This is a genomic window from Autumnicola edwardsiae (assembly GCF_031846505.1).
Classification (GTDB): domain Bacteria; phylum Bacteroidota; class Bacteroidia; order Flavobacteriales; family Flavobacteriaceae; genus Autumnicola; species Autumnicola edwardsiae.
Genome location: NZ_JAVRHP010000009.1, coordinates 23,387 through 47,314 on the forward strand (window position 1 = coordinate 23,387; position 23,928 = coordinate 47,314).

26 protein-coding genes are annotated in these 23,928 nt (G+C 39.0%); 20 read left to right on the forward strand and 6 right to left on the reverse strand.

All coding sequences use genetic code 11. From position 1 onward, the window contains the following. Position 1 precedes the first annotated feature (1 nt). From glmS to RM529_RS03155, 3 genes are all read left to right on the forward strand, one after another. Positions 2-1,849, forward strand: a complete 1,848-nt coding sequence (gene glmS, locus RM529_RS03145; RefSeq protein ID WP_311483299.1) for a glutamine--fructose-6-phosphate transaminase (isomerizing) — start codon at positions 2-4, stop codon at positions 1,847-1,849. A gap of 269 nt (positions 1,850-2,118) precedes the next feature. After that, on the forward strand, positions 2,119-3,630 hold the full coding sequence (gene atpD / locus RM529_RS03150) for a F0F1 ATP synthase subunit beta (RefSeq protein ID WP_311483300.1): 1,512 nt from the start codon (positions 2,119-2,121) through the stop codon (positions 3,628-3,630). Between the two features lie 104 nt (positions 3,631-3,734). Beyond that, positions 3,735-4,022 carry a F0F1 ATP synthase subunit delta/epsilon gene (locus RM529_RS03155; protein WP_311483301.1) on the forward strand — a complete coding sequence of 96 codons (288 nt, stop codon included), beginning with the start codon at positions 3,735-3,737 and terminating at the stop codon, positions 4,020-4,022. Positions 4,023-4,324: 302 nt separating this feature from the next. Here RM529_RS03155 and RM529_RS03160 read toward each other — a convergent pair whose 3' ends face one another. Together RM529_RS03160 and RM529_RS03165 are read right to left on the reverse strand one after the other, a co-directional pair. Continuing rightward, a complete protein-coding gene (locus RM529_RS03160) occupies positions 4,325-4,534 on the reverse strand; it encodes a helix-turn-helix domain-containing protein (RefSeq protein WP_311483302.1) in 210 nt (69 codons plus the stop codon). Between the two features lie 3 nt (positions 4,535-4,537). Further along, complete coding sequence (locus RM529_RS03165) at positions 4,538-5,044, reverse strand: DUF2975 domain-containing protein (protein WP_311483303.1); 507 nt, start codon at positions 5,042-5,044, stop codon at positions 4,538-4,540. Between the two features lie 278 nt (positions 5,045-5,322). Between RM529_RS03165 and RM529_RS03170 the strand changes: the two genes are divergently transcribed. From RM529_RS03170 to RM529_RS03250, 17 genes are all read left to right on the forward strand, one after another. Next, complete coding sequence (locus tag RM529_RS03170; RefSeq protein WP_311483304.1) at positions 5,323-7,632, forward strand: putative monovalent cation/H+ antiporter subunit A; 2,310 nt, start codon at positions 5,323-5,325, stop codon at positions 7,630-7,632. Between the two features lie 32 nt (positions 7,633-7,664). Next, on the forward strand, positions 7,665-8,078 hold the full coding sequence (locus RM529_RS03175; protein WP_311483305.1) for a Na+/H+ antiporter subunit B: 414 nt from the start codon (positions 7,665-7,667) through the stop codon (positions 8,076-8,078). Beyond that, complete coding sequence (locus tag RM529_RS03180; protein ID WP_311483306.1) at positions 8,079-8,432, forward strand: Na+/H+ antiporter subunit C; 354 nt, start codon at positions 8,079-8,081, stop codon at positions 8,430-8,432. Next, positions 8,429-9,955, forward strand: coding sequence for a proton-conducting transporter transmembrane domain-containing protein (locus RM529_RS03185; RefSeq protein ID WP_311483307.1), 1,527 nt, complete (start codon positions 8,429-8,431; stop codon positions 9,953-9,955). Before RM529_RS03180 ends, RM529_RS03185 begins: the two co-directional genes overlap by 4 nt. Further along, positions 9,955-10,431 (forward strand): Na+/H+ antiporter subunit E, encoded by a 477-nt coding sequence (locus RM529_RS03190; protein ID WP_311483308.1) that lies wholly within the window; start codon positions 9,955-9,957, stop codon positions 10,429-10,431. Before RM529_RS03185 ends, RM529_RS03190 begins: the two co-directional genes overlap by 1 nt. Continuing rightward, positions 10,428-10,700 carry a cation:proton antiporter gene (locus RM529_RS03195; RefSeq protein ID WP_311483309.1) on the forward strand — a complete coding sequence of 91 codons (273 nt, stop codon included), beginning with the start codon at positions 10,428-10,430 and terminating at the stop codon, positions 10,698-10,700. Before RM529_RS03190 ends, RM529_RS03195 begins: the two co-directional genes overlap by 4 nt. Further along, positions 10,697-11,104, forward strand: coding sequence for a monovalent cation/H(+) antiporter subunit G (gene mnhG, locus RM529_RS03200; protein ID WP_311483310.1), 408 nt, complete (start codon positions 10,697-10,699; stop codon positions 11,102-11,104). The genes RM529_RS03195 and mnhG overlap by 4 nt, the downstream gene beginning before the upstream one ends. Before the next feature lie 153 nt (positions 11,105-11,257). Further along, positions 11,258-12,403 (forward strand): aminotransferase class I/II-fold pyridoxal phosphate-dependent enzyme, encoded by a 1,146-nt coding sequence (locus RM529_RS03205; protein ID WP_311483311.1) that lies wholly within the window; start codon positions 11,258-11,260, stop codon positions 12,401-12,403. Further along, a complete protein-coding gene (gene bioD, locus RM529_RS03210) occupies positions 12,400-13,017 on the forward strand; it encodes a dethiobiotin synthase (RefSeq protein WP_311483312.1) in 618 nt (205 codons plus the stop codon). The genes RM529_RS03205 and bioD overlap by 4 nt, the downstream gene beginning before the upstream one ends. 137 nt (positions 13,018-13,154) lie before the next feature. Continuing rightward, positions 13,155-13,400: a hypothetical protein gene (locus RM529_RS03215; RefSeq protein WP_311483313.1), complete on the forward strand. Its 246-nt coding sequence runs from the start codon at positions 13,155-13,157 to the stop codon at positions 13,398-13,400. Further along, the gene (locus RM529_RS03220; RefSeq protein ID WP_311483314.1) at positions 13,390-13,659 is read left to right on the forward strand and encodes a type II toxin-antitoxin system RelE/ParE family toxin; all 270 of its coding nucleotides are present in this window, start codon (positions 13,390-13,392) and stop codon (positions 13,657-13,659) included. Before RM529_RS03215 ends, RM529_RS03220 begins: the two co-directional genes overlap by 11 nt. A 69-nt stretch (positions 13,660-13,728) precedes the next feature. Further along, the gene (bioA, locus tag RM529_RS03225; RefSeq protein ID WP_311483315.1) at positions 13,729-15,030 is read left to right on the forward strand and encodes an adenosylmethionine--8-amino-7-oxononanoate transaminase; all 1,302 of its coding nucleotides are present in this window, start codon (positions 13,729-13,731) and stop codon (positions 15,028-15,030) included. An 81-nt stretch (positions 15,031-15,111) separates the two neighbouring features. Then, positions 15,112-15,699, forward strand: a complete 588-nt coding sequence (locus tag RM529_RS03230) for an SET domain-containing protein (RefSeq protein ID WP_311483316.1) — start codon at positions 15,112-15,114, stop codon at positions 15,697-15,699. Between the two features lie 76 nt (positions 15,700-15,775). Continuing rightward, positions 15,776-16,930, forward strand: a complete 1,155-nt coding sequence (locus tag RM529_RS03235; protein WP_311483317.1) for a beta-ketoacyl synthase N-terminal-like domain-containing protein — start codon at positions 15,776-15,778, stop codon at positions 16,928-16,930. A 159-nt stretch (positions 16,931-17,089) separates the two neighbouring features. Then, entirely contained in the window at positions 17,090-18,181 is a 1,092-nt protein-coding gene (gene bioB, locus RM529_RS03240; protein ID WP_311483318.1) for a biotin synthase BioB, read from the forward strand. A gap of 303 nt (positions 18,182-18,484) precedes the next feature. Beyond that, a complete protein-coding gene (locus RM529_RS03245; RefSeq protein ID WP_311483319.1) occupies positions 18,485-19,366 on the forward strand; it encodes a cupin-like domain-containing protein in 882 nt (293 codons plus the stop codon). Positions 19,367-19,548: 182 nt separating this feature from the next. Next, positions 19,549-19,965, forward strand: a complete 417-nt coding sequence (locus RM529_RS03250) for an ester cyclase (RefSeq protein WP_311483320.1) — start codon at positions 19,549-19,551, stop codon at positions 19,963-19,965. A 6-nt stretch (positions 19,966-19,971) separates the two neighbouring features. On the opposite strand, the gene RM529_RS03255 is transcribed toward RM529_RS03250, so the two are convergent. The 4 genes from RM529_RS03255 to RM529_RS03270 form a co-directional block, all read right to left on the reverse strand. Then, positions 19,972-20,448, reverse strand: a complete 477-nt coding sequence (locus RM529_RS03255; protein WP_432264524.1) for a regulatory protein RecX — start codon at positions 20,446-20,448, stop codon at positions 19,972-19,974. Positions 20,449-20,568: 120 nt separating this feature from the next. Then, entirely contained in the window at positions 20,569-21,309 is a 741-nt protein-coding gene (locus RM529_RS03260) for an SUMF1/EgtB/PvdO family nonheme iron enzyme (protein ID WP_311483321.1), read from the reverse strand. A gap of 474 nt (positions 21,310-21,783) precedes the next feature. Further along, a complete protein-coding gene (locus tag RM529_RS03265; protein WP_311483322.1) occupies positions 21,784-23,322 on the reverse strand; it encodes an Rne/Rng family ribonuclease in 1,539 nt (512 codons plus the stop codon). 301 nt (positions 23,323-23,623) lie between these two features. Further along, complete coding sequence (locus RM529_RS03270; RefSeq protein ID WP_311483323.1) at positions 23,624-23,917, reverse strand: HU family DNA-binding protein; 294 nt, start codon at positions 23,915-23,917, stop codon at positions 23,624-23,626. Positions 23,918-23,928: the final 11 nt, after the last annotated feature.

Sequence of the window (23,928 nt, forward strand, 5' to 3'; positions counted from 1 at the left end):
TATGTGTGGAATTGTTGGTTATATTGGCCACAGGGATGCTTATCCCATAGTTTTAAAAGGGCTCCAGAGATTAGAATACCGTGGGTATGATAGCGCAGGAATAGCTCTGTTTGATGACGGGGAACTAAAACTTTGTAAGACAAAAGGGAAAGTTTCAGATCTTAAGGAGAAGATGGAGAATTCCATCGAAACATCGGGAAAGGTAGGTATCGGTCATACACGCTGGGCCACGCATGGTGAACCAAATGATGTAAATTCGCATCCGCATTACTCTAATTCCGGAGACCTTGTAATTATCCATAACGGAATTATAGAGAATTATGATTCCTTAAAAAAGGAATTGAAAAAGCGTGGTTATACCTTCAAAAGTGAAACAGATACCGAGGTTCTTGTTAACCTTATTGAAGATGTAATACAAAAAGAAGGCGTGAAACTTGGAAAAGCGGTACAGATAGCCTTGAACCAGACGATTGGTGCTTATGCAATTGCTGTTTTTGATAAGAAAAAACCAGACGAAATAGTAGTGGCAAGATTGGGGAGCCCTCTTGCAATTGGTGTTGGCGAAGAGGAATTCTTTGTAGCGTCAGATGCTTCTCCTTTTATTGAATTTACCAATAATGCGATTTACCTGGAAGACGGCGAAATGGCTGTTGTTCGGCTTCATAAAGGTGTGAAAATAAGAAAAATTAAAGATGATACACTTGTAGATCCTTATATTCATGAGCTTCAGATGAACCTGGAGCAAATTGAAAAAGGAGGCTATGATCATTTTATGCTGAAAGAGATCTATGAGCAACCTAGTGCTATAAGTGATACATACCGGGGCAGGATGTTGCCAGATAAAGGTATAATCAGAATGGCTGGGGTAGACGATAATATTGAAAGAATAGCCAATGCGCGCAGGATTCTTATAGTTGCCTGCGGAACTTCATGGCATGCCGGGCTTGTTGCCGAATATATTTTTGAAGACCTTGCGAGGATACCTGTAGAGGTGGAATATGCTTCAGAATTTAGATATAGAAATCCTATTATTACAGAAAATGATGTGGTTATTGCTATCTCACAGAGTGGGGAAACAGCAGATACCATGGCCGCGATAAAACTGGCTAAAGAGAAAGGTGCTTTCGTATTTGGGGTTTGTAATGTGGTTGGCTCTTCCATTTCCAGGGAAACCAATGCAGGTGCTTATACCCACGCCGGCCCAGAAATTGGTGTGGCTTCAACAAAAGCTTTTACCACACAAATTACAGTCCTGACTTTAATGGCGTTAAAACTTGCGAAGCATAAAGGGACTATTTCCAATTCAGATTTCCGTTTTCACTTGCAGGAACTGGAGCGAATTCCGGAGAAGGTAAAAGAGGCGCTTAATTCTGACGAGCACATTCGTGGAATTGCAGATATTTATAAAGAAGCCACGAACTGTCTCTATCTGGGAAGAGGATTTAATTTTCCTGTTGCGCTGGAAGGAGCTTTAAAATTAAAGGAAATTTCTTATATACATGCTGAAGGATATCCTGCAGCAGAGATGAAACATGGACCTATCGCCCTCATTGATGAGCAAATGCCCGTGGTGGTAATCGCAACTAAAAAGGGGCATTACGAAAAAGTGGTGAGTAACATCCAGGAGATTAAATCCAGAAAAGGAAAGATCATTGCTGTGGTGACTGATGGTGATACTGAAGTTAGAGAACTTGCAGATCATGTAATTGAAGTGCCCGAGACTATCGAGTCTCTTACTCCGCTTCTTACTACAATTCCTTTGCAGTTATTGTCTTACCATATAGCAGTTATGCTTGGAAGAAACGTGGATCAGCCAAGAAATCTGGCGAAATCTGTTACTGTAGAGTAAAAGATTCTGTTGAAAAATTTAAAAAATCCGTTTCTGAAATTTCAGGAGCGGATTTTTTTAGTTTTTATTCTAGAGGAAATCGTCTACAGCTCTTTTGAAGAACACCTGTAAACAAATGAGTAAAAAAACTTCTTTATTGCAGTATATGAATTTATAAAGAAAAAACTATCTTTGCAGCCTGAAATTGACCTCTTTCAGGTTTAGGGAATTATTAATCAGGCCTGTAGGTTTTTTCATATTTAAAGTATTAAACAATAAAGAATTAGATAATGTCTAAAGTCACAGGTAAAGTTGCTCAAATTATTGGTCCTGTAGTTGACGTTGTGTTCAACTCAGAGAATGCTGAACTGCCAAGGATTTACGATTCTTTGGAAATTACAAGAAAAGACGGTTCCACTTTGGTACTGGAAGTACAGTCTCACATTGGTGAAGACACTGTAAGAACTGTTTCTATGGATTCTACCGATGGTTTAAGTAGGGGTGTGGAAGTAGTTGCTACGGGCGCACCAATTCAAATGCCGGTTGGTACAGATGTTTACGGCCGCTTATTTAATGTAATTGGTGATGCCATAGATGGTCTTGGAAACCTGCCAAAAGCAGGAAAAGACGGTCTTCCAATTCACCGTGAAGCACCAAAATTTGAAGATTTATCTGTTTCTACTGAAGTTTTATTTACAGGTATAAAAGTAATCGACTTGATTGAACCTTATTCAAAAGGAGGTAAGATTGGTCTTTTTGGAGGTGCCGGGGTAGGTAAAACGGTACTTATTCAGGAACTTATTAATAACATTGCGAAAGGTCACGGCGGACTTTCTGTATTTGCAGGGGTTGGAGAGAGAACGAGAGAAGGAAACGACCTTTTGAGAGAGATGCTGGAATCTGGTATTATCAAATACGGAGACGATTTTATGCATTCTATGGAAGAAGGCGGTTGGGACCTTCAAAAGGTGGATAAAACTGCGATGAAAGATTCTAAAGCGACTTTCGTTTTTGGACAAATGAACGAACCACCTGGAGCACGTGCTCGTGTAGCTTTGTCTGGTCTTACCATTGCAGAATATTTTCGTGATGGAGCCGGGGAAGGACAGGGAAAAGACGTTCTTTTCTTTGTAGATAATATTTTCCGTTTTACACAGGCGGGATCAGAGGTGTCTGCGCTTCTTGGGCGTATGCCTTCTGCGGTAGGATATCAGCCAACTTTGGCAACAGAGATGGGTGCGATGCAGGAGCGTATTACTTCAACTAAAAATGGGTCTATTACATCTGTACAGGCGGTTTACGTACCTGCAGATGACCTTACAGATCCGGCGCCGGCAACAACTTTTGCCCACCTGGATGCAACCACGGTACTTTCCCGTAAAATTGCCGAGCTGGGTATTTATCCTGCGGTAGACCCATTAGATTCTACCTCAAGGATCCTTACACCAGATATTCTTGGCGACGATCATTATAACTGTGCTCAAAGAGTAAAAGAGCTTTTACAACGATATAAAGAACTACAGGATATTATCGCCATTCTCGGGATGGAAGAATTATCTGAAGAGGATAAATTGGCCGTTTCCCGTGCAAGGCGTGTACAGCGTTTCTTATCGCAGCCTTTCCATGTAGCCGAGCAGTTTACAGGTTTAAAAGGTGTTTTAGTAGATATTAAGGAGACTATTAAAGGTTTCAATATGATTATGGATGGCGAATTGGATCACCTTCCGGAAGCAGCTTTTAACCTTAAAGGTACTATAGAAGAGGCTATTGAAGCAGGAGAAAAAATGCTGGCTGAATCTTAATCTGAAGCTTATAAAAAGTCAATAATAATTCTCTCTTTTTTAAGGGGAGAGGCCCACAGGGCAGAGGGGTCAGATTTTTACTCCTCTTTTTAATAATACTAATTATGTATTTAGAAATAGTTACTCCTGAAGCAGTTGTTTTTAGTGCTGAAGTAGACGCGGTAAAGGTTCCCGGCCACGATGGGGAATTTCAGATGTTAAACAATCACGCGCCTATAGTTTCAACACTCACCAGGGGAGAAGTGAAAATAAACCTAGCCGGGGGAGCTTCGCCCGAAAAGCTGCATAAAACTGTAAGGAAATCTTCATCAGATTCTAAAGAGCTGTTCTATAATATTGATGGAGGAGTGCTGGAATTAAAAGATAATAAAGTGATTATTCTGGCTGATTGAGTTTGAATAATTTCTGAATAATTACAAAACCTGTTGCGGACCCGCAACAGGTTTTTTGCTTTACCAGGTGTTCCTGAAAGAGGGTCATCGAAAATGGCAATTATCGGCCTATGTTATATTCTATAACTAAAAAAGCTAATTTTTCGTGCATTTCGGCTTCCTTTGACCCTTTTCCGGCTTTTATATCTTGTATAGGACCCTTCTAAAGTTTTTCTAAATCTAAATATGATATAAATGCTGAAAATTGCCATTTTTTGAGGGTCTTTTTGTGATATCATATGAAGTATATTCTTGAATAGCGGTTATTCTTCTTCAGAATATTTGAGAATATCACCAGGCTGGCAATCTAGTACCACACAAAGGGCCTCTAGTGTAGAAAAGCGCACAGCCCGTGCTTTTCCCGTCTTTAAAATAGATAGATTTGCAGTGGTTATACCAACTTTTTCAGCAAGTTCATTGCTCCTCATATTTCGCTTTTCGAGTAGGACGTCTAAATTGATGATTATTGGCATAATTTAAATAGTTAGATCGTTTTCTTCTTTTAACTTCTCTGCATCCCGAAAGATCTTTCCTAGAAATATAAAAAAAGCACCAAGAGCAACAAATAACCAAAAATCAGGAAAGCTTGCTACAACTTCTATTCTGGCTTTTAAAGCCATTTTCAGAATAAATTCTGCGAGGGCATTAATTACTATAAACCAAATTATAAGTTGACCAATTAAATTAAAACCTGCAACTTGATATCTAGTAAAAAGGGGGCCGGTAATAAGGTTATCCACTAATTTTCTGACTAGATAAACAAGATATATCATAAACCCATATTTAAACAAAAAGTAAATGATAGTAGTTATTAGGTCGTTCTTCGAATGCACTATGAGGTTCTGGGAAAAATTGTTCAGTGGATATTCTATGCCACCTCCGCTAATTGTATAAATTAGGAAAATGAATAGTGTACTCCAGCCAAAGATCAGGAGAATATAACTAATGTTTAAGATGCCAGTTAAAATCTTCGAAGCGTTCATAGTTAATCGTTATTGTTTTTCAATAACAAACATAATTTAAATTATTGATATTCGATAATTTATATTTTCTTAAAAGTTAAATTTAAAATTTCTCCTGATTTTAATTCTGCAAGAATTCGATCTTTTTAAGAAAATTGCTGCTAATTATTTATGCTAAGATCCTTAAAGATTTTATCCTTGTGTTATGATAGCTGTAGCAGCAGATAAGTGGTTCTTCAAATCCCGAAAACTTAAATATTCCTGCTATATTTGTCTGAACACGGAATTTTTTTTGAAATATGTTAACAGCAATACTTCTGGGATTTTTATTTGCTTTTTTTCTGGTCTTTGCAGGAAAATTATTTAAAGGAAAATTTTCCGTACTGGCTTCGCTGCTTCCACTTGGTTTATTCATTTACTTCTGCAGGTTTATTCCTGCGATTTCAAGTGGTGAGGTGATTAGAAGATCTTATGAATGGGTTCCTTCATTTGGTGTAAACCTCAGTTTTACCTTAGACGGTCTTTCTTTACTGTTTTCTTTGATGATTACCGGGATTGGCTTTCTCGTGTTTGCCTATACTTCAGCTTATCTCAAAGGCCACGAATACCTGGAAAGGTTTTACGGTTATTTGAGCGCCTTTATGGGAGCAATGCTGGGACTGGTCCTTTCTGATAATATAATTTCCCTGTTTGTCTTCTGGGAATTAACGAGTATAAGTTCGTTTTTCCTTATTGGCTTTAATAATACTAATCCGGCATCCAGAAAATCGGCATTAACAGCATTGGGAATTACCGGGATTGGCGGTTTGTTCCTGTTACTTGCGGGCCTGGTTTTAGGAAATATTTCGGGTACTTATACTATTTCCGAAATGCTTGGCATGAAGGAAGCTATTGCCGGGCATGAGTATTATGTGCTTGCCGTTATTTTTATTTTTATTGCGGCTTTTACTAAATCGGCACAGTTTCCTTTTCATTTCTGGCTGCCGGGAGCAATGAAGGCACCCACTCCGGTTTCTACGTACCTGCATTCCGCGACCATGGTAAAAGCGGGGATTTATCTTTTAATGCGGTTTACACCGGTTTTGGGAGATCAGGAGATCTGGAACACAACGCTCATCATTATTGGGGCGGTTACCATGGTTTATTCAGCTATACATACACTCTTTAGAACAGATTTAAAAGGTATTTTAGCTTATTCCACAATTTCAGCGCTGGGAATTCTTGTATTTCTTGTTGGGATGGGCACCCGCGATACGCTTTTGGCTGCGGCAGTTTTCATTATTGTCCACGCATTGTACAAAGCTACGTTGTTCCTGGTAACGGGTATTATTGATCATGAAACCGGTACAAGGGACGTTACTGCGCTGTCTGGGCTGCGGAAGGTTTTAATGCCGGTGGCTATTGCTGGATTTCTTGCAGCTGTTTCCAGTGCCGGAATTCCGCCGAGTATCGGGTTTTTGGGAAAAGAACTTACGTATGAAGGTACACTGCATTCTGAAGCTTTTAATATTATCCTGATTGGTGCAATTGTACTGACTAAAATATTACTTTTTTACGCTGGTTTTGTGGCGGGGCTAAAACCTTTTACCGGGAAATTGCCGGAGCGCTTTACAAACCTGCACATGCCGGGGCCTTTAATGTGGGTGCCGCCGGTATTTCTTGCTGTTCTTGGGATGACCTTCGGGATTTTTCCTGCACTTATTCAGGATTCGATTATAAAACCGGCAGTGACTGCTTTGGGTGCTGATGCTCAGGATGTGCATCTAGCGCTCTGGCATGGCTTCAATACAGCATTCATCCTGAGTCTGGTGACAATTGTTGTAGGGGCGATTATGTATTTTGTACTAAAACCTTCAGCTAAACTGGAATCATTTATTGGCAAATTTGAATCTTTTTCTCCAAAAAGTCTTCTTGAAAAAGGCAGTGGTTTTTTCGTGATTTTTTCAGGATACTGGACCAGGATTTTTCAGAACGGATATTTGCGTAACTACGTTTCTACCATTGTTTTTTTCCTTGTGGTTTTGGTTGGTTACACAATGATAGGAAATACTGAGCTTAAGCTGGACTACGCATCTCTTTCAGAAATTACCATTTATGAGATGGCCATTGCTATACTTCTTATTTGTGGTGTTCTCTATACCGTTTTTACAAAATCGAGACTTGCGGCTGTTGCTGCCATGGGGGTTGTAGGCCTGGCGATTTGCCTGATTTTTGTGTTCTATAGTGCGCCAGATCTTGCCATGACGCAATTTTCTATCGATACTTTAACGGTGATCCTTTTTGTACTGGTACTTTACAAGCTGCCACGTTATCTAAGGCTTTCAGATTATAAAATGAGGATTAAGGACGGAGTTCTTTCTATTGCTTTTGGTGCTGTAGTGGCAATTCTGGCCCTGGAAGTTTTATCTGAACCCGTGAATAACGAAATTGGTGATTTTTATGCAAAGAATGCATACATTATGGCGCATGGTAAGAACGTGGTAAATGTGATTCTTGTAGATTTCAGGGGATCTGATACTATGGTGGAAATCTCAGTACTTGCTATTGCTGCAATAGGGGTTTTTGGATTATTGAAGTTGCGGTTAAAAAGTTCAGATCGTATCAAGTAGATCTTGTGAAATAGCTATTTTAAACAAAAAGAATGAAAACTATAATATTAAGAACAGCATCTAACTATCTTTTACCGGTACTATTGCTGTTTTCGGTATTTATTTTACTGCGGGGACATTACCTTCCCGGGGGAGGTTTTGTGGGTGGCCTGATAGCAGCAATTGCTTTTGTGCTTCATTCCTTCGCCAACGGATTAAAGAATACCAAGGACCTTTTAAGAATGCATCCGGGTTTCCTGATGCCCGTGGGGCTTGCAATATCATTTTTAAGCGGAATGTCTCCGGTGCTGTTTGCAGACATGCCATTTATGACGGGCCTTTGGATGGAGGGCCACGTTCCGGTGCTGGGTTCCATTGGTTCTGCTTTATTCTTTGATATAGGAGTTTACCTGGTAGTTGTTGGCGTTACGCTTACAATAATTTTCACAATATCAGAATCTGCATAAATGGAAATACTCATAGCAATAATGATAGGGGTTCTTTACGCTTCAGGAATTTACATGATCCTGCGGCGCAGCCTGGTAAAACTAATTATTGGAATAATACTTTTTGGAAATGGAGCTAACCTGCTAATCTTTCTCCTGGGAAGGATTACCAAAGGAGCCCCGCCAATAATTCCTGGCGAGTCCGATATATTTTTGGAAGCCTATGCAGATCCTGTACCCCAGGCTTTAATATTAACTGCGATCGTAATAAGCTTTGGGCTGCAGTCTTTTGCCATTATTTTGGTAAGGAGAGCGCACAAAGTGGTTAAGACCGACGATTTAGATGAAATGAACGCAACCGACGAAGATTCATGACACAACAATTAATTATATATCCCTTATTCCTGCAGATTTTGCTGGCGGTCTTTTTGATGTTCTTTTGGAACAGGATCAATTCGCAGCGTATCATCAGTATTATAGGTAGCACGATTAACCTGGGGATCTCCATCTGGCTGTTTTCTGCAATATGGGAGCATGGAACTTATACAGTACAGGCGGGGAATTGGGAGGCTCCTTTCGGAATTACTTTTGTTGCCGATATGCTTTCGGCTACCCTGGTGCTGTTAACTGCCATTTCGGGACTGGCGGTTTCGGTATTTTCTTCAGGTTCTATAATTCCCGATCGGTTGCGATTTGGCTATTTCCCGATTTTTCACTTTTTACTGCTAGGCCTGAACGGAGCATTTTTAACCGGCGATATTTTTAACCTTTACGTATGGTTCGAAATTATAATCATTAGTTCGTTTGTGCTCATTACCATTGGAGGGGAGAAAGCCCAACTGGAAGGTGCGGTAAAATATTTTACTATGAATATTTTGGCCTCGATGATCTTCCTTACGGCCATTGCGGTCTTATATGGCCTAACCGGAAGCTTGAATATGGCCGATCTTGCAGGTAAGGTGGCCGCGGTGGAAAATCGCGGTTTGGTGGAAGTCACTGCCATTTTATTCTTAATAGGCTTCGGAATTAAAGCGGCTGTTTTTCCGCTGTATTTCTGGTTGCCGGCTTCTTATCATACTCCTCCTTCTGCCGTATCGGCAATTTTTGGCGGGCTTTTAACCAAAGTTGGTGTCTATGCCTTGATCCGCGTTTTTACGCTGATTTTTGTTGGGGACGCATTTTTGGATCAAATTTTAATGGTAATTGCTATTCTTACGCTGTTTAGCGGTGGTGTGGGGGCTTTGGTTCAGAATAACGTCAGGAAAGTCTTCTCTTACCTTATTATTTGCCATATTGGGTATATGATTGCAGGTTTGGGAATGTTTACTGAAGTGGCTATTGCAGGAACAATTTTCTACCTTATTCACGATATTATAGTCAAGACAAATTTATTTATGTTAAGCGGCTTGATTTATAAAATCAAAGGCTCTAACAGCATGCGGGTGCTGGGAGGATTTTACGGGGAATTTCCTAAATTGAGTTTGCTTATTTTTATTCCGTTGTTTTCACTTGTAGGTATACCGCCACTATCGGGATTCTGGCCCAAAATTTCCCTGATTAATGCCGGTTTTACGAATGAAAGCTACTGGACCATCTCCGCTATTATTTTTGCGAGTTTTATCACATTGGTAATTATTGCGAAACTTTGGGCAGAAGTATTTTGGAAAACACCCGAAGAACGCCCTCGGCATTCGAGCTTCGAATATTTTAGTGATATAAGTAAATTAAGAAAAATTCAGTTTATAGGTCCAATTGTATTTCTTAGCTTGGTTTCCCTGTATATCGGTTTTGGGGCAGAAAATGTTCAATTACTTTCCTCAAGGATTGCAGAAGAGTTGATAAATAACGATCACTATGTAGATGCTGTCCTTAATAACAGTAATCAAATGCTTGAATAATGAAAAACAGGTTTGTATCCAACTTATTGCTGAGCCTTATTTGGGTTGCCTTAACGGGAACCTTTACTGTGGCCAATTACCTGTTTGGATTTATCCTTAGTTTTGTTATTCTAAGGGTAATAACAAAGGGATCTGGAACTGGGAGGTATTTTACGATTGTTCCTAAAATTATAGTTTTTATAATTTATTTTTTTTACGAACTAATAAAAGCGAACCTGCAGGTAGCGTATGAAGTTAGTACGCCAAGATTTAAAATGAAGCCGGGAATAGTTAAAGTTCCTCTGGATGTAAAGTCTAATATTGGAATTACGCTGCTGGCCAATTTAATTTCTCTTACCCCGGGAACACTCAGCCTGGACGTTTCTAACGATCGTAAAGTGCTGTATGTACATGCAATGTATGTTTCTGATCGGCAGAAGTTTGTGGATAGCATAAAGAATGGTTTTGAAAAACGCATATTGGAAATTTTAACATGACATTAGAAGACTATCTATACTTTATAATACTACCCGTCTTAATGGTGGCGATAATCCTTATTTTTTATCGCTTCCTTAAGGGACCAAGTATAGCCGATAAAATTATAGCACTCGATCTTTTAATCACAACAGGAATAGGCGTGATAAGTGTTTACTGTATTGTAAGCGGCAAGTCCACGCTGTTGGACGTGGCCATGATTCTTGCATTAATAGCTTTTTTAAGTACCGTCGCGTTATCATATTACCTGGAAAAAAGAAATAGAAAATGACGTCAACCATAGTTGCAATACTGGCTACGTTGGGAGCACTTTTTGTGCTTTTGGCCGCCGTGGGAATAGTGAGAATGCCAGATACTTATCTGCGTATCTCGGTAACCACCAAAGCTGCCACTTTGGGAGTGGGATTGTTGCTGCTGGCTGTAGCAGTATATTTTCTGGAACTTTCCACAACAACCAGAACGATAATTATAGTAGTTTTTATGTTTATGACCGCACCGGTAAGTGCGCACTTAATAGGAAGGGCCTCTTATTTCATCGGAATAAGACTTTGGGAAAATTCTGTAATGGACGATTTAGAAGGCAAATACCAGAAGAATTCACACGTATTAAAAAGTGAAACAGACAATACACCAGAAGATAATGTGCGTCATAGTGATGAAGATGAATTTTTGTAAGCATTATCCTTTTCTTCTAATCAAAATAATTTTTCTTTAAGTATACTGAAGTCAGTGAGCGGACACTAACAGTGGCCCGATCAGTCCTGATTATTTATACAAATTCCTTCTATTTTGTATGATCAGATTTTCCTGAAGTTGTAATTTCGTTTTATGTCCAGACATCCACTTAATTTAGAGAAAAGGCTTGAAAATCGAAAGAAGGATGGGGCCTTTCGTACGTTGGGCGGAGCTAACGAGCTGGTGGATTTTTCTTCAAACGATTATCTCGGGTTCTCTTCTTCTGAAGTAATCTTTGATGCTGCGGAAGAAATTCTGAACTATCATAATCTTCGGAAAAACGGGGCTACAGGGTCAAGGCTATTGTCTGGAAATCACAAATTATATGCTGTTGCTGAAGATTATCTGAAGAATTTCCATAACACTGAAGCCGCTCTTATCTTTAATTCGGGTTATGATGCCAATATTGGCCTTTTTTCGTCGGTGCCTCAGCGGGGAGATTTTGTATTTTATGATGAGCTTGTGCATGCTTCCATTCGCGATGGGATAAAAATGAGCAATGCCAAACCTTACAGTTTTCGGCATAATAACCTGGAAGATCTTAAAAGCAAAATTGGCAGGCTCGAAACTAAAAATTCAGCTGTTTTTATAGTTACGGAATCGGTTTTTTCTATGGATGGCGACTCTCCCGAATTAAAATCACTTTCAAATTATGCTTCGGAAAATAATTTCTTCCTGATTGTAGATGAAGCGCATGCTACAGGTGTTTTTGGGCAAAAAGGAGAAGGTTTGGTTCAGGAATTGGGGCTGGAACACGCTGTTTTTGCCAGAATTGTCACTTTTGGCAAGGGAATGGGTTGTCACGGTGCGGCAATTTTAGGTAGTAATATCCTGAAGGATTATCTAATCAATTTTTGCCGGAGTTTTATTTTTACCACCGCTCTGCCGCCGCATGCTGTAGCCACTATTTTAAGTGCATATCGAAATTTGGCAAATATCGACCTTCATCATCTTGAGCGGCTCAAAAGTAATATTAACTATTTCAAGGATCAGCTAAAACTTCAGGATCTGGAATCGCGTTTTATTGCGAGCAATTCTGCAATTCAGTCGTGTATCATTCCTGGTAATACAGAAGTAAAATCAGCTGCAGAAGATCTTCAGAAAAAAGGATTTTCAGTAAAACCAATTCTTTCCCCAACCATCCCCAAAGGAAAGGAAAGATTGCGGTTTTGCCTGCATTCTTTTAATTCCGAAGAAGAGATTCAAAAAGTATTAAAATCACTTTCAAAAATAATATGAAACATAAATATTTTATCACCGGAATCGGAACCGAGGTAGGTAAAACCATTGCTTCGGCAATTATCACCGAAGCCTTGGAAGCCGATTACTGGAAGCCAATCCAGGCGGGCGATCTCGAAAATTCCGATACTCACAAAGTTGAAAAACTGATCAGCAACAACAAAACGGAATTTCATTCAAATTCCTTTGCTTTAAAAACGCCAATGAGTCCACACGCCGCGGCGGCAATTGATAAGGTTAAAATCACTTCAGAAAAAATTAACGAGCCGCGAACAGATAATCACCTGGTAATTGAAGGTGCCGGCGGCCTTCTGGTGCCTATTAATGATCATCAAACCATTGCAGATCTTATAAAACCCGATTACAGGGTGATCCTGGTTTCCCGGCATTACCTCGGAAGCATTAATCACACGCTTTTGAGCCTGGAACTGCTTAAAAGTCGCGGACTAGAATGCTTCGGAATAATTTTTAGCGGAGAAGAGCATCCAACTTCCGAAGAAATTATAGAGAAGATGGGAAAGGTGCCGATAATTGGAAGAATTGACCAGGAACCTTATTTTGACCGGAATGTAGTAAAGGAGTATGCGGAAAGTTTTAGAGGAAAGCTGTCTTAAAAAGTATGATTAGATCTGCAACAAAGGCTCACAGTAAAATAAAGCCTTATAGGTTTCAAAAAAAACCGTGAGGTCTGAAAAATGAGAGCCGGATTAAAAAAATATTTTATAACTTTGGTATATATAAAGTATATATCATGGAGAAAGTTAGAAAGCTTATAGATATTGAGGAAGATGTCCTGAATATTTTAGAACAGGAGGCCAAAAAGCAGAAACGTTCTTTAAAAAATTTGTTGGAGTACACTATTGAGGAAACTGCGCGAAAGCTGGAATCGCCTTCTGCAGAATATCAAACCATGATGGACGACATGCTGCAGCGCCTGGAAAAAGATGAAGTGAATTTTAGTCCTATTGAGGAAATCAAAAAGAAATATGACTTATAAGGTCCTTATTTCCAAAGAAGCCGAAATAGAACTTGCCACTGCAGAATGTTACTTTAGGGCGAGAAATCTCCACCGGAATTTTTTAAATGATTTTAAACGGCAACTTCAATTTCTTGAGCATACCCCGGAATCTTTTCAGAAAAAATATAGGGAGGTGAGAATAGTAAATTTCAATCAATTTAATTATTCTGTTCATTATATAATTTCTGGTGACAAAGTTCTGCTTCTGCGCATTCTAAATCAGCGACAAAATTTTTAAATAAAACTTTACCGAAAGACCTTACTGGTTTTTAAAACCTGTGAGGTCTAAAACCAGAAAAAGAAAAATATGCCAGTTTTAGACTACCATTCCAATGAACAAAACCTTTCAGAAAGAGATAAAAAACACCTTTGGCATCCTTTAACGCAGCACAAAATTTCTCCGGAAATGCTGGCAATAGAAAAAGCAAAAGGTGCAAAATTGTATGATGAAGCAGGGAAGGAATATATCGATGGGATTGCTTCCTGGTACACTTGTATGTACGGCCATTGTAAAGAAGTTATCACTTCCCGTGTGGCGGCGCAGATGCAAAAGCTGGACCAGGTGGTTTTTAGCGGATTTACACACCGGCCCGCGGTAGAACTTTCTGAAGCCTTGATGAAAATTTTACCTGCAAACCAGCAGAAATTATTTTTTAACGATAATGGTTCTACAGCGACAGAGATCGGGATAAAAATGGCGTTACAGTACCATCACAACCAGGGCAACGACCGCAAAGTGATGCTGGCTTTTGAGGATGGTTTTCATGGAGATACTTTTGGTGCAATGTCGGTTTCGGGACTTTCGGTTTATAACGGTGCTTTTGAGGATCATTTTATAGAAGTGGTACGCATTCCCACGCCAAATGGCACCAATAATTCTGCAGTTATCGGTAAATTAAAGAAGTTGATTTCAGAAAATAAGCTTGCTGGGTTTATTTATGAGCCGCTGGTACAGGGTGCTGCGGCCATGAAAATGCATGATGCAAAAGGTCTGGAAGAAATCCTGAACATTTGTAAACAGCATGAGATTATTTGTGTTGCAGACGAGGTGATGACAGGTTTTGGAAAAACAGGAAAATATTTTGCTTCAGATTACCTGGAGACGCAACCAGATATTGTGTGTATGTCCAAAGCGCTTACCGCTGGGCTTTTACCAATGGGGCTTACTTCCTGCACCCAGGCAGTTTATGATGCGTTTTATTCAGATGAGCTTGCGAAAGGGCTTTTTCACGGGCATACGTATTCGGCTAATCCGCTCGCTTGTACCGCGGCTTTGGTAGGTATAGAATTACTTACTTCTAAGGATATTCAGGAAGATATTCAGCGGGTAATAAAGTCTCATCAGGATTTTAATTTAAGGATCAAAGATCATCCAAAAGTCACCAATCAACGGCAGCTCGGGGTGATCTATGCGTTTGATCTGGATGTGAAAATGGAACGCTACGGAAACCTTCGCAACGAGCTTTTTAAGCATTTTATGGACAGCGGAATCTTTCTCCGGCCGCTTGGCAATACGATTTACATTCTGGCACCTTTTGTTATTTCTAATGCAGAACTTGATAAAATTTATAATTCGATAGAAGAAGTCCTGGAGAAATTCGGAAACTAAATATTTAACTTTTGCGGTGCAAAAATTTTCACTTTCATGTTCTTTTATTTACTTAATTTATAAGAACGAATTCTGAAAATTATGATGCATCCGGATACGGAAGTCTGCTTTATCAGCGACGAGATTGGTTATGGTGTTGTGGCCAAAAAGCTGATTCCGAAGGGAACAATAACCTGGGTACAGGACGATCTTGACCGGATTTATACTTCCAAGGAATTTGAAGCCATAAGTCCTTTTGCCCGAGAGATGCTGGATAAATATTCTTTTAGAAATAGTAAGGGCAACTTTGTTTTGTGCTGGGATATTTCCAAATATGTTAACCATAGTTTCCGGTCCAATTGCCTTTCTACGGCTTATGATTTTGAAATTGCCATTCGCGATATTCAAAAAGATGAAGAGCTTACCGATGACTATGGATATTTAAATGTTACCGAAGCTTTTAAAGCAAAAGAGGAAGGAACTTCGCGTACAATCGTTTATCCAGATGATCTTCTTAATTTTCATGAAGAATGGGACCGGCAGTTGCAGGAAGCCTTTGCATATCTAAATAAAGTCTCTCAGCCTCTTAAAGTATTAATTTCTGCGGAAGTTCAGCAGGAAATAAAGCAGGTGTTGGATGGGGAAAGGAAAATGAAATCTATACTGAACTGTTATTATTCAGAAATGTAGATTTTACCAGGCAAATTTAAGTCATAAAAGTTAGCAGAAGAATCCTGAGGTGTTATTTTTACTGAAAATTCAGGTTTTGAAAAAAGCGGTTTCAATTACTTCAATGGCTTCAGTTTCTCCACTGGGAAAAACTTCAGAAGAAATTTGGGAAAATTATTTAAATCCGAAGCATCACCTTTCAAAAGGAAATTTCCAGGAAAATGAAGCTTTTGCTGGTTTTCTTCCGAAGAAATTAGCAGAGGAGGTAGAAAGGTTACGTGCTGAAAATGCCAATTTTCGGTATGTAGATAAGTCGGTGCTGTTTGCAGTCTTTGCTGCAAGGGAAGCGACGAAAAAAGCCGGATGGGAAAATGATAGAAACATCGGGATTAATATTGGAAGTTCCCGGGGCGCTACCGAACTTTTTGAAAAATACCATAAATCATTTTTAGAAAACGGAAAAGCAGAAACACTGGCCTCTCCAACAACAACTTTGGGAAATATATCTTCCTGGGTTGGGCAGGATTTGGAAACTACCGGTCCGGAATTTTCCCACAGCGTCACTTGTTCTACCGGTTTGCACGCTGTGGTGAATGGTATTGCGTGGATACAGGCAGGACTTTCTGAAAAATTTCTGGTGGGAGGAAGTGAAGCGGCCTTAACGTCTTTTACCATGGCCCAGATGAAGGCGATGAAGATTTATGCTTCTGAAGATCTGGACTATCCCTGCCAGGCACTCAATCTCGATAAATCCCGGAATTCTATGGTGCTTGGCGAAGGCGCAGGAATGCTTTGTATGGAAGCCGGTAATGCTGAAAATACCATTGCCAAAATTACTGGAATGGGCTATGCAACCGAGAAATTGAAGCACAGCGTTTCCATCTCGGCAAATGGTGACTGTATGCAGAAATCTATGAAAATGGCCATGGCAGGAAAAGATCCTTCACGAATTGACGTTGTGGTGACGCATACCCCGGGAACTATTAAAGGAGATTTGGCCGAAACTAATGCCATCAAGGAGGTTTTTGGAAAGGACCTTCCGGCAATTACCTGTAATAAATGGAAGATAGGGCATACTTTTGCGGCATCTGGAAACCTAAGCCTGGAAATGGCAATTTTGATGCTTCAGCACCAGCAGTTTATTCCGGTTCCTTTTTCAGATTTTGATAAAGTTCCGCAGAAATTGGAAAATATTCTGGTAAATGCAGTGGGCTTTGGCGGCAATGCGGTTTCAATATTGATTAGTAAATAACTGGCGGCAAATCCGGAAAATGATTGGAAAGCTTAAAGATATTTTAACCTGGAACCGGAATGCTTTAAATCTCACTTAATGAGTAAATCCTGAAAATCTTTGGCAGAGGACGGCTAATAAACTTCAGTTTTATTTATTTTTGATACAAATTAAATTTTCATGGATACAAAACACGACTGGACCAGGGAAGAAATCCTGGAAATATATAATAAACCTTTGATGGAGCTACTTTATGAAGCGGCTACCATCCACAGGCAACACCACGACCCTAATACGGTGCAAGTTTCGACATTATTATCTATAAAAACAGGCGGCTGCCCCGAGGACTGCGGATATTGTCCACAGGCAGCGAGATATCATACAGATCTTGAAGGAAACGACTTGATGAGTGTAAACCAGGTAAAAGCACAGGCACTAAGAGCTAAGGCAGCCGGTAGTTCGCGTGTTTGTATGGGTGCGGCCTGGAGAAATGTAAAGGACGGGGATGAGTTTGACGATGTGCTGGAAATGGTGCGAACGATTAATAAACTGGAAATGGAAGTTTGCTGTACGTTGGGAATGCTTACAGAGAACCAAGCGCAGCGCCTTGCAGAGGCAGGGCTTTATGCTTATAACCACAATTTAGATACTTCAGAAGATTATTATAAAGAGGTGATTTCTACCAGAGGTTTCGACGACAGGCTAAAAACGATCGATAATGTAAGAAAAACGAACGTGACTGTTTGTAGCGGCGGAATTATTGGAATGGGAGAAAGTGCAGAAGATCGTGCAGGAATGCTGGTGGCGCTTTCAACTTTGAATCCGCAACCGGAATCTGTCCCGATTAATGCTCTTGTACCCGTAGAAGGAACACCAATGGAAGAGCAGGAGCCTGTATCTATATGGGAAATGGTGCGAATGGTGGCAACGGCCAGGATTGTGATGCCAGAGACACAGGTGAGATTATCTGCCGGAAGAACGCAAATGAGCAGGGAAGGCCAGGCGATGTGCTTTTTTGCCGGGGCAAATTCAATTTTTGCCGGGGATAAACTGCTAACCACACCAAATCCAGATGTGAATGAGGATATGGAGATGTTTAAAGCATTGGGATTAAATCCGCAGAAGGCTTTTGAGAAAAAAGAGCAGCCGCAAAGTATTGACGCTGAACATTCGCAGTATCAAAACCTGGGAGAAAAGCCGAAATGGTCACGTCCCGGACATAAAATTGAAAGAAACCTCCAGGCGCAGGAGAAGCGTAAAACTAAAGCATAATAATTGCCATTTTAGAGCATACACTAATTTTTCAGTAATTCTGAAACCAAGAAAATCAGTAAGATAAAAGAGGAAACTTTCGTATAAGTTTCCTCTTTTTTTCCTTCAGAATTTGCAGAATCTTTGCGCTTCTTTTTCTAAGAATTAACCTGCTTTTATAAAAAAGTACAAGTTTATCCTTAAATTTGCATGCACTTCCGGAGACAGTTTAAGAGTCATTTTTATACTTCGGAAGCGGCAATAGAAGAGGTAAAACCGGAAAAAGAGAGCTATAATAATACGCATAAGTATAGAAACTGATTGATGATGAGCGACGGACTGCAACTTGCGGAGATACCAAGAGAGAAGCGAATTTCTAAAGCTGATTTTCTCAGGAAATACGTGCGACCTCAAAAACCTGTGGTAATTGAGCAGCTTATTGAAGACTGGCCGGCCTACGAAAAATGGAACCTGGAATATATAGACCAGGTCGCGGGTGATAAGGTTGTGCCGCTATACGACGACAGGCCCATTTCTTCAAAATATAAGTTTAATGAGCCGCATACGAAAATGAAAATGTCTGAATACATTGAGTTGCTTAAATCGGGGCCCACAAATTATCGTATTTTTCTGTATCATTTGCTTAAAGAAGTGCCGTCACTTCAGAAGGATTTTTCGTTTCCAGATTTAGGCATCCGCTTTCTAAAGCAGCTTCCAACACTGTTTTTTGGAGGAGAGAACTCGAAAGTATTTATGCATTACGATATAGATTTTGCCAATATTCTTCATTTTCATTTCCATGGCAAGAAGCAATGTATCTTATTTCCGCCTTCAGAAAGCCAGTACCTTTACAAAGTGCCGCATGCACTTATTTCCAGACAGGACATAGATTTTGTAAATCCTGATTTTGAAAAGTTTCCGGCGCTTAAAAAAGCAAAAGGTTATATAACCGAATTAAACCACGGAGAAGCACTTTATATGCCAGAGGGTTACTGGCACCAGATGACTTATCTTACCGCCGGCTTTTCTATGAGCCTGCGCGCCACACCACGTAGTGTTGCGAATTTCTCAAAAGCGGTTTATAACGTGTTCTTTATGCGTCATTTCGACAATTATATGCGTAAATGGAAGGGGCAGAAATGGATTGATTATAAGAACGAACAGGCGGTTAAAAAGACGCACCAGAGGAATAAAATTGAGCAGTAGTTTTTTCAACTTCTGAAAAACCCTTCTTTATAAGATTTAAATTTTTTAAAGGAGCTGCAGATGGATGGCCAGGAGTGTGTTATATGTTAATCCTTCTTAAGACATGCCTAAAACAATCAAAAGTAATTTTTATATACTCAGGATTTTTGTGAACTTCAGGAGGAACGAAAATTAAAAATATTATGAGTAAAGAAGAGAACAAAGAAATTCAGAAAAAATTTGGCGAGTCTATAAATACCGGAAATCTTGAAAATTTAAGAGATTTAGTGGCTGATGATGTGAAGGATCATGATCCGGCACCTAATCAGGGACCGGGCCCGCAGGGATATATCGATTTTTTCACGATGATGAGAAATGCTTTTCCCGATATGGAAGTAGAGGTTGAGCAGTTGGTGGCCGATGAGGATAATGTCGCTTTTGCGTATACGCTTACGGGGACTCACAAAGGTGATTTTATGGGAGTTGCCGGTACCGGAAAATCTATTAAAGCCCGCGGAATGCAAATTAGCAGGTTTGAAGATGGGAAGATGGTAGAGCGCTGGGGAAGCAGTGATGAACTGGGAATACTAAAACAAATTGGGGTAGATCCCGTCAAATAATAAATATTAGCTGAGGTAATCCTCGGTAATTTGGTATACAAGACTCGCCTCATAACCTCTGCGGAGTAAATGATCGGCGAGTTTTTTCCTTTTTTTAAAAGGATTGGATTCTTTTAAAAGTCTGACTTTTTTTTCGGCTACTTCATGTAAGGTGGAAATATAATCACTTTCATCAATTTCTGTAAGAGCGATTTTAATCACAGGATTGGAAATATCTTTTAGCTTAAGTTCCTGCTTGATTTTAATCCTGCCCCATTTTTTTATTCTGAATTTTCCCCGCACAAAGCTTCTGGCAAAACGTTCTTCGTTTAAAAAATTCTCCTGCATTAACTTAATTATGATTTGTTCCTGTGCTGCGGGAATCATATTCATCTCCTTCAGTTTTTCTTCTACTTCTTTATGGGAACGATCGCGATAGGCACAAAACTGCATCAGCTTAATGGTAGCTTCTTTTACGGTATAGGATTTATGCGTTTTATTCAAGGTTGTGAAGTAAATAAAAGGTTACCTGTTAATATAGTGGCTTCTCTGACTAATTTTATATCAATTTCTGGTATGGGATTTTTCTCTAATTGTTATAACTCGGTTCGAAAAAGTTATTTCTTATATTTCACAAATACATCGAAAAAAAATGTAATCGTCATTCGGTTTATCTGTATTCTTTAGTTTAGGTGAATCTTCTTTAAAATTTCTATTTGATGTCGTGAATTCTGGAATGCTTAATAATATGAAATTATCTTCATTCAAAAGTTTTTTAAGATCTAAGTCTATAGGCGAATTTTGATTTACAAGCAATAAATTGTTATTCTCTTCCATTGTTTTTTTCGCCAGTTCAAATTCTTCGTAGGTGGGAAGCCTGTATTTAATTTTTTTATACTTTCTCTTATCGTCTTTTATTTCTTTGCTCCATTTCAAATTCACCATATCCGTTCGCCATTGGCAAAATAATCGAGCCCGATCTTTTGAAATACCAACAACAGGATGATACTGGTACTCAGGATGATTAAAATAATATAGGATATTTATACTATCTGAAATTTTTTGATTTTTCGCCAAAATTATTTTATTGTAGATTTCTTTGCTTTGTTCGGGATTTAATGAGTGTGACGAAAGGGATTTATTGATATTTTCCAGTTCTAAAGATTTTAAAGAATCATGTAGAGTAAGGTTCCATAGATCTTTAACCTTGTCTGTAAATTCTAAATACATGATATTATCAACGGGCCCTTTATCAATATACAGGCTATCGTTTACTCTAACAGTGCCTGGGGGAGTTTCAAATAGTTTTTGGGCTTGAATTGCAAAGGCGAAAAAAATGAGAATAGTGGTAAAATAATACTTCATCAAAAAGTTAACTTTTAAGTGAAAGTTTGTAAGATGGAAGGCTTAGGTGTGTTTGAATATTATTTTTAGAACTGCACAACTGATACCGGGAATTCACAGGTAAATTCTCATTTTCTGTTTTTTCTTAGGAATATCGCAGTACTCTCTCCACTTTCGCCTCTTAGGTGATAAATAAAGGCATAATTATGATATAAAGAAAAAATAGGCTGAATAAAATACTAGGTTTTAGCTTGGTTTTTAATTTTTTCCACTTCAGCTGGGAAATTTAGATTGTTAATATTCATCCTGACTTGCCTTAAATTAAAAGGTTAATGTTTGAAGTACTCAAGATTTTATCTGGTCAATATGAATATTTCCCTGTTTTTATTAAAGAGTAATTTAGGCAGGAAATATGAAGCTAAAAAATTTCAGGAACGTAGAGAAGAAATCGAGAAACAAAAAAACGCCTCCCGAATTAACGAAAGGCGTTTTTAATTATATAATTACTTTCCCGTCTTTATCGTGAAAGTGGTATTCTAAATACGTGTAAGCGTCTCTAGGTAAGATTTTCACCCAACGTTTATGGTCCATAAACCATTGCGATCGGGGAGATGGAAAGCCTTTTGTTAAAAAGGCTGCAATAAATGGATGCGCACTTAAAGTGATCTTTTTGTGATTCTTCTTAAGTAACTTCTCAAAGTCGGCCTTTATCTTGTTTATTAGAATTATTGGTGCCTCAATTTCACCAGTTCCGTTCGGGTTGACTTCACGGGTTTTAATATTCATTTCGGGCCTTACGCGCTGTCTTGTAATTTGAATCAATCCAAATTTACTAGGCGGCAAAATCTTATGTTTTGCCCTGTCATCACTCATTTCATTTCGTAGGTGGTCGAAGAGCTTTTTACGATTTTCAGCTTTGTTCATATCGATAAAATCTACTACTATAATTCCTCCCATGTCACGAAGTCGTAACTGGCGGGCTATTTCGGTAGCGCTTATCATATTCACCTCGAGTGCGGTATCTTCCTGGTTTCTGGATTTATTAGACCTGTTGCCACTGTTTACGTCTATAACATGCATGGCTTCGGTATGTTCTATAACCAGATAGGCGCCTTTACTCATGGAGACGGTGCGCCCAAAGGAAGTTTTTATTTGTCTTTCGATACCGTGTTTTTCAAAGATTGGTACATTGGATTGGTACAATTTTACTATTGATTCTTTTTCTGGGACGATCTCGCCCACATAATCTTTAATTTGAGTATAAAGCGCTTCTTCATCTACTATAATGGAGGTGAAGCTATCGTTAAAGATATCTCTCAACAGGGAAGAAGCCCTGTTTAGTTCTCCTAACACCTTTGAAGGATGGTGCGGTTTATACAATTTTTTACACATTGCTGTCCAGCGCCCCATTAAATTTTGGAGATCTCTGTCCAGTTCTGCTACTTTTTTGCCTTCGGCTACGGTTCTTACAATAACACCAAACCCTTTGGGTTTAATGCTTTTAACCAATCTTTTTAAACGTTCCTTTTCTTCCTTGCTTTCGATTTTTTGTGAAACCGAAACCCGGTTAGAAAAAGGAACCAGCACTATATAACGTCCCGGCAGGGAAAGCTCTGAGCTTAGCCGGGGGCCTTTAGTGGAGATTGGTTCTTTTACTACCTGAACCAGTAGCGACTGATTTGATTTTAAGACATCGGTAATACTACCGTCTTTATCTATGTCTTTTTCAAAAGAAAAATTCTTTAAAGAATAATCTTTCAGTTTACCTGTGCTTACACGTTTTATGAACTTAAGCAAAGAAGATACTTGAGGACCCAGATCGTGATAGTGTAAAAAACCATCCTTTTCATAACCAACATTTACAAATGCGGCATTTAAACCGGGGACAGCTTTTCTAATTTTAGCGATAAGAATATCGCCAACATTAAATTTACTGTCATCTTCTTCCTTGTTGAGTTCAATAAGTTTTCCATCTTTTGTTAAGGCAAAATCTACAGCAGAGGATTCGGACCGGATAATTAATTCTTTGTCCACTCTTTTAGATTTTAATCTATACCTGCCAAGGCAGACACAGATGGATTAAACATTATTTTTTTCACAGGGTTTTCAATCCTGAAGAAACTGTAAACCATATTGGCTTCAGTTTCGATTTCAATGAACGTTTTAAAATGAAAAAAGTAGTTCTGGAACTACTTTTTCTTGTGACGGTTAGCTCTTCTTCTTTTTTTACGCTTGTGCGTGGCTACCTTATGTCTTTTTCTTTTTTTACCACTTGGCATAGTGTTGTCTTTTTAATTAATAATTCTTTGTTGGTTTCTGTTTTTAGGGAAAACAGTTATTCTTTCACCTCTACATTACTCTTAACACCTTCAACAAAAATCTTTGCAGGTTTAAAAGCAGGAATGTTGTGAGCTGGTATTTTAATTGTGGTGTTCTTAGAAATATTTCTTCCGGTTTTTTCTGCTCGTGTTTTTACAACAAAGCTTCCAAAACCTCTCAAATATACATTATCTCCACTTTCCAAAGAAGTTTTAACTTCTTCCATAAAGGATTCAATAGTAGCCTGAACATCTCCTTTTTCCATTCCTAATTTTTCTGAAATGTTTGCTACGATATCTGCTTTCGTCATTTTCGTGCTAT

What these genes read in the sequence shown, in the direction of transcription:
- glmS (WP_311483299.1), top strand. Translation starts at nt 2, where the DNA reads ATGTGTGGAATTGTTGGTTATATTGGCCACAGGGATGCTTATCCCATA.
- atpD (WP_311483300.1), top strand. Translation starts at nt 2,119, where the DNA reads ATGTCTAAAGTCACAGGTAAAGTTGCTCAAATTATTGGTCCTGTAGTT.
- RM529_RS03155 (WP_311483301.1), top strand. Translation starts at nt 3,735, where the DNA reads ATGTATTTAGAAATAGTTACTCCTGAAGCAGTTGTTTTTAGTGCTGAA.
- RM529_RS03160 (WP_311483302.1), bottom strand. Translation starts at nt 4,534, where the DNA reads ATGCCAATAATCATCAATTTAGACGTCCTACTCGAAAAGCGAAATATG.
- RM529_RS03165 (WP_311483303.1), bottom strand. Translation starts at nt 5,044, where the DNA reads ATGAACGCTTCGAAGATTTTAACTGGCATCTTAAACATTAGTTATATT.
- RM529_RS03170 (WP_311483304.1), top strand. Translation starts at nt 5,323, where the DNA reads ATGTTAACAGCAATACTTCTGGGATTTTTATTTGCTTTTTTTCTGGTC.
- RM529_RS03175 (WP_311483305.1), top strand. Translation starts at nt 7,665, where the DNA reads ATGAAAACTATAATATTAAGAACAGCATCTAACTATCTTTTACCGGTA.
- RM529_RS03180 (WP_311483306.1), top strand. Translation starts at nt 8,079, where the DNA reads ATGGAAATACTCATAGCAATAATGATAGGGGTTCTTTACGCTTCAGGA.
- RM529_RS03185 (WP_311483307.1), top strand. Translation starts at nt 8,429, where the DNA reads ATGACACAACAATTAATTATATATCCCTTATTCCTGCAGATTTTGCTG.
- RM529_RS03190 (WP_311483308.1), top strand. Translation starts at nt 9,955, where the DNA reads ATGAAAAACAGGTTTGTATCCAACTTATTGCTGAGCCTTATTTGGGTT.
- RM529_RS03195 (WP_311483309.1), top strand. Translation starts at nt 10,428, where the DNA reads ATGACATTAGAAGACTATCTATACTTTATAATACTACCCGTCTTAATG.
- mnhG (WP_311483310.1), top strand. Translation starts at nt 10,697, where the DNA reads ATGACGTCAACCATAGTTGCAATACTGGCTACGTTGGGAGCACTTTTT.
- RM529_RS03205 (WP_311483311.1), top strand. Translation starts at nt 11,258, where the DNA reads ATGTCCAGACATCCACTTAATTTAGAGAAAAGGCTTGAAAATCGAAAG.
- bioD (WP_311483312.1), top strand. Translation starts at nt 12,400, where the DNA reads ATGAAACATAAATATTTTATCACCGGAATCGGAACCGAGGTAGGTAAA.
- RM529_RS03215 (WP_311483313.1), top strand. Translation starts at nt 13,155, where the DNA reads ATGGAGAAAGTTAGAAAGCTTATAGATATTGAGGAAGATGTCCTGAAT.
- RM529_RS03220 (WP_311483314.1), top strand. Translation starts at nt 13,390, where the DNA reads ATGACTTATAAGGTCCTTATTTCCAAAGAAGCCGAAATAGAACTTGCC.
- bioA (WP_311483315.1), top strand. Translation starts at nt 13,729, where the DNA reads ATGCCAGTTTTAGACTACCATTCCAATGAACAAAACCTTTCAGAAAGA.
- RM529_RS03230 (WP_311483316.1), top strand. Translation starts at nt 15,112, where the DNA reads ATGATGCATCCGGATACGGAAGTCTGCTTTATCAGCGACGAGATTGGT.
- bioB (WP_311483318.1), top strand. Translation starts at nt 17,090, where the DNA reads ATGGATACAAAACACGACTGGACCAGGGAAGAAATCCTGGAAATATAT.
- RM529_RS03245 (WP_311483319.1), top strand. Translation starts at nt 18,485, where the DNA reads ATGATGAGCGACGGACTGCAACTTGCGGAGATACCAAGAGAGAAGCGA.
- RM529_RS03250 (WP_311483320.1), top strand. Translation starts at nt 19,549, where the DNA reads ATGAGTAAAGAAGAGAACAAAGAAATTCAGAAAAAATTTGGCGAGTCT.
- RM529_RS03260 (WP_311483321.1), bottom strand. Translation starts at nt 21,309, where the DNA reads ATGAAGTATTATTTTACCACTATTCTCATTTTTTTCGCCTTTGCAATT.
- RM529_RS03270 (WP_311483323.1), bottom strand. Translation starts at nt 23,917, where the DNA reads ATGACGAAAGCAGATATCGTAGCAAACATTTCAGAAAAATTAGGAATG.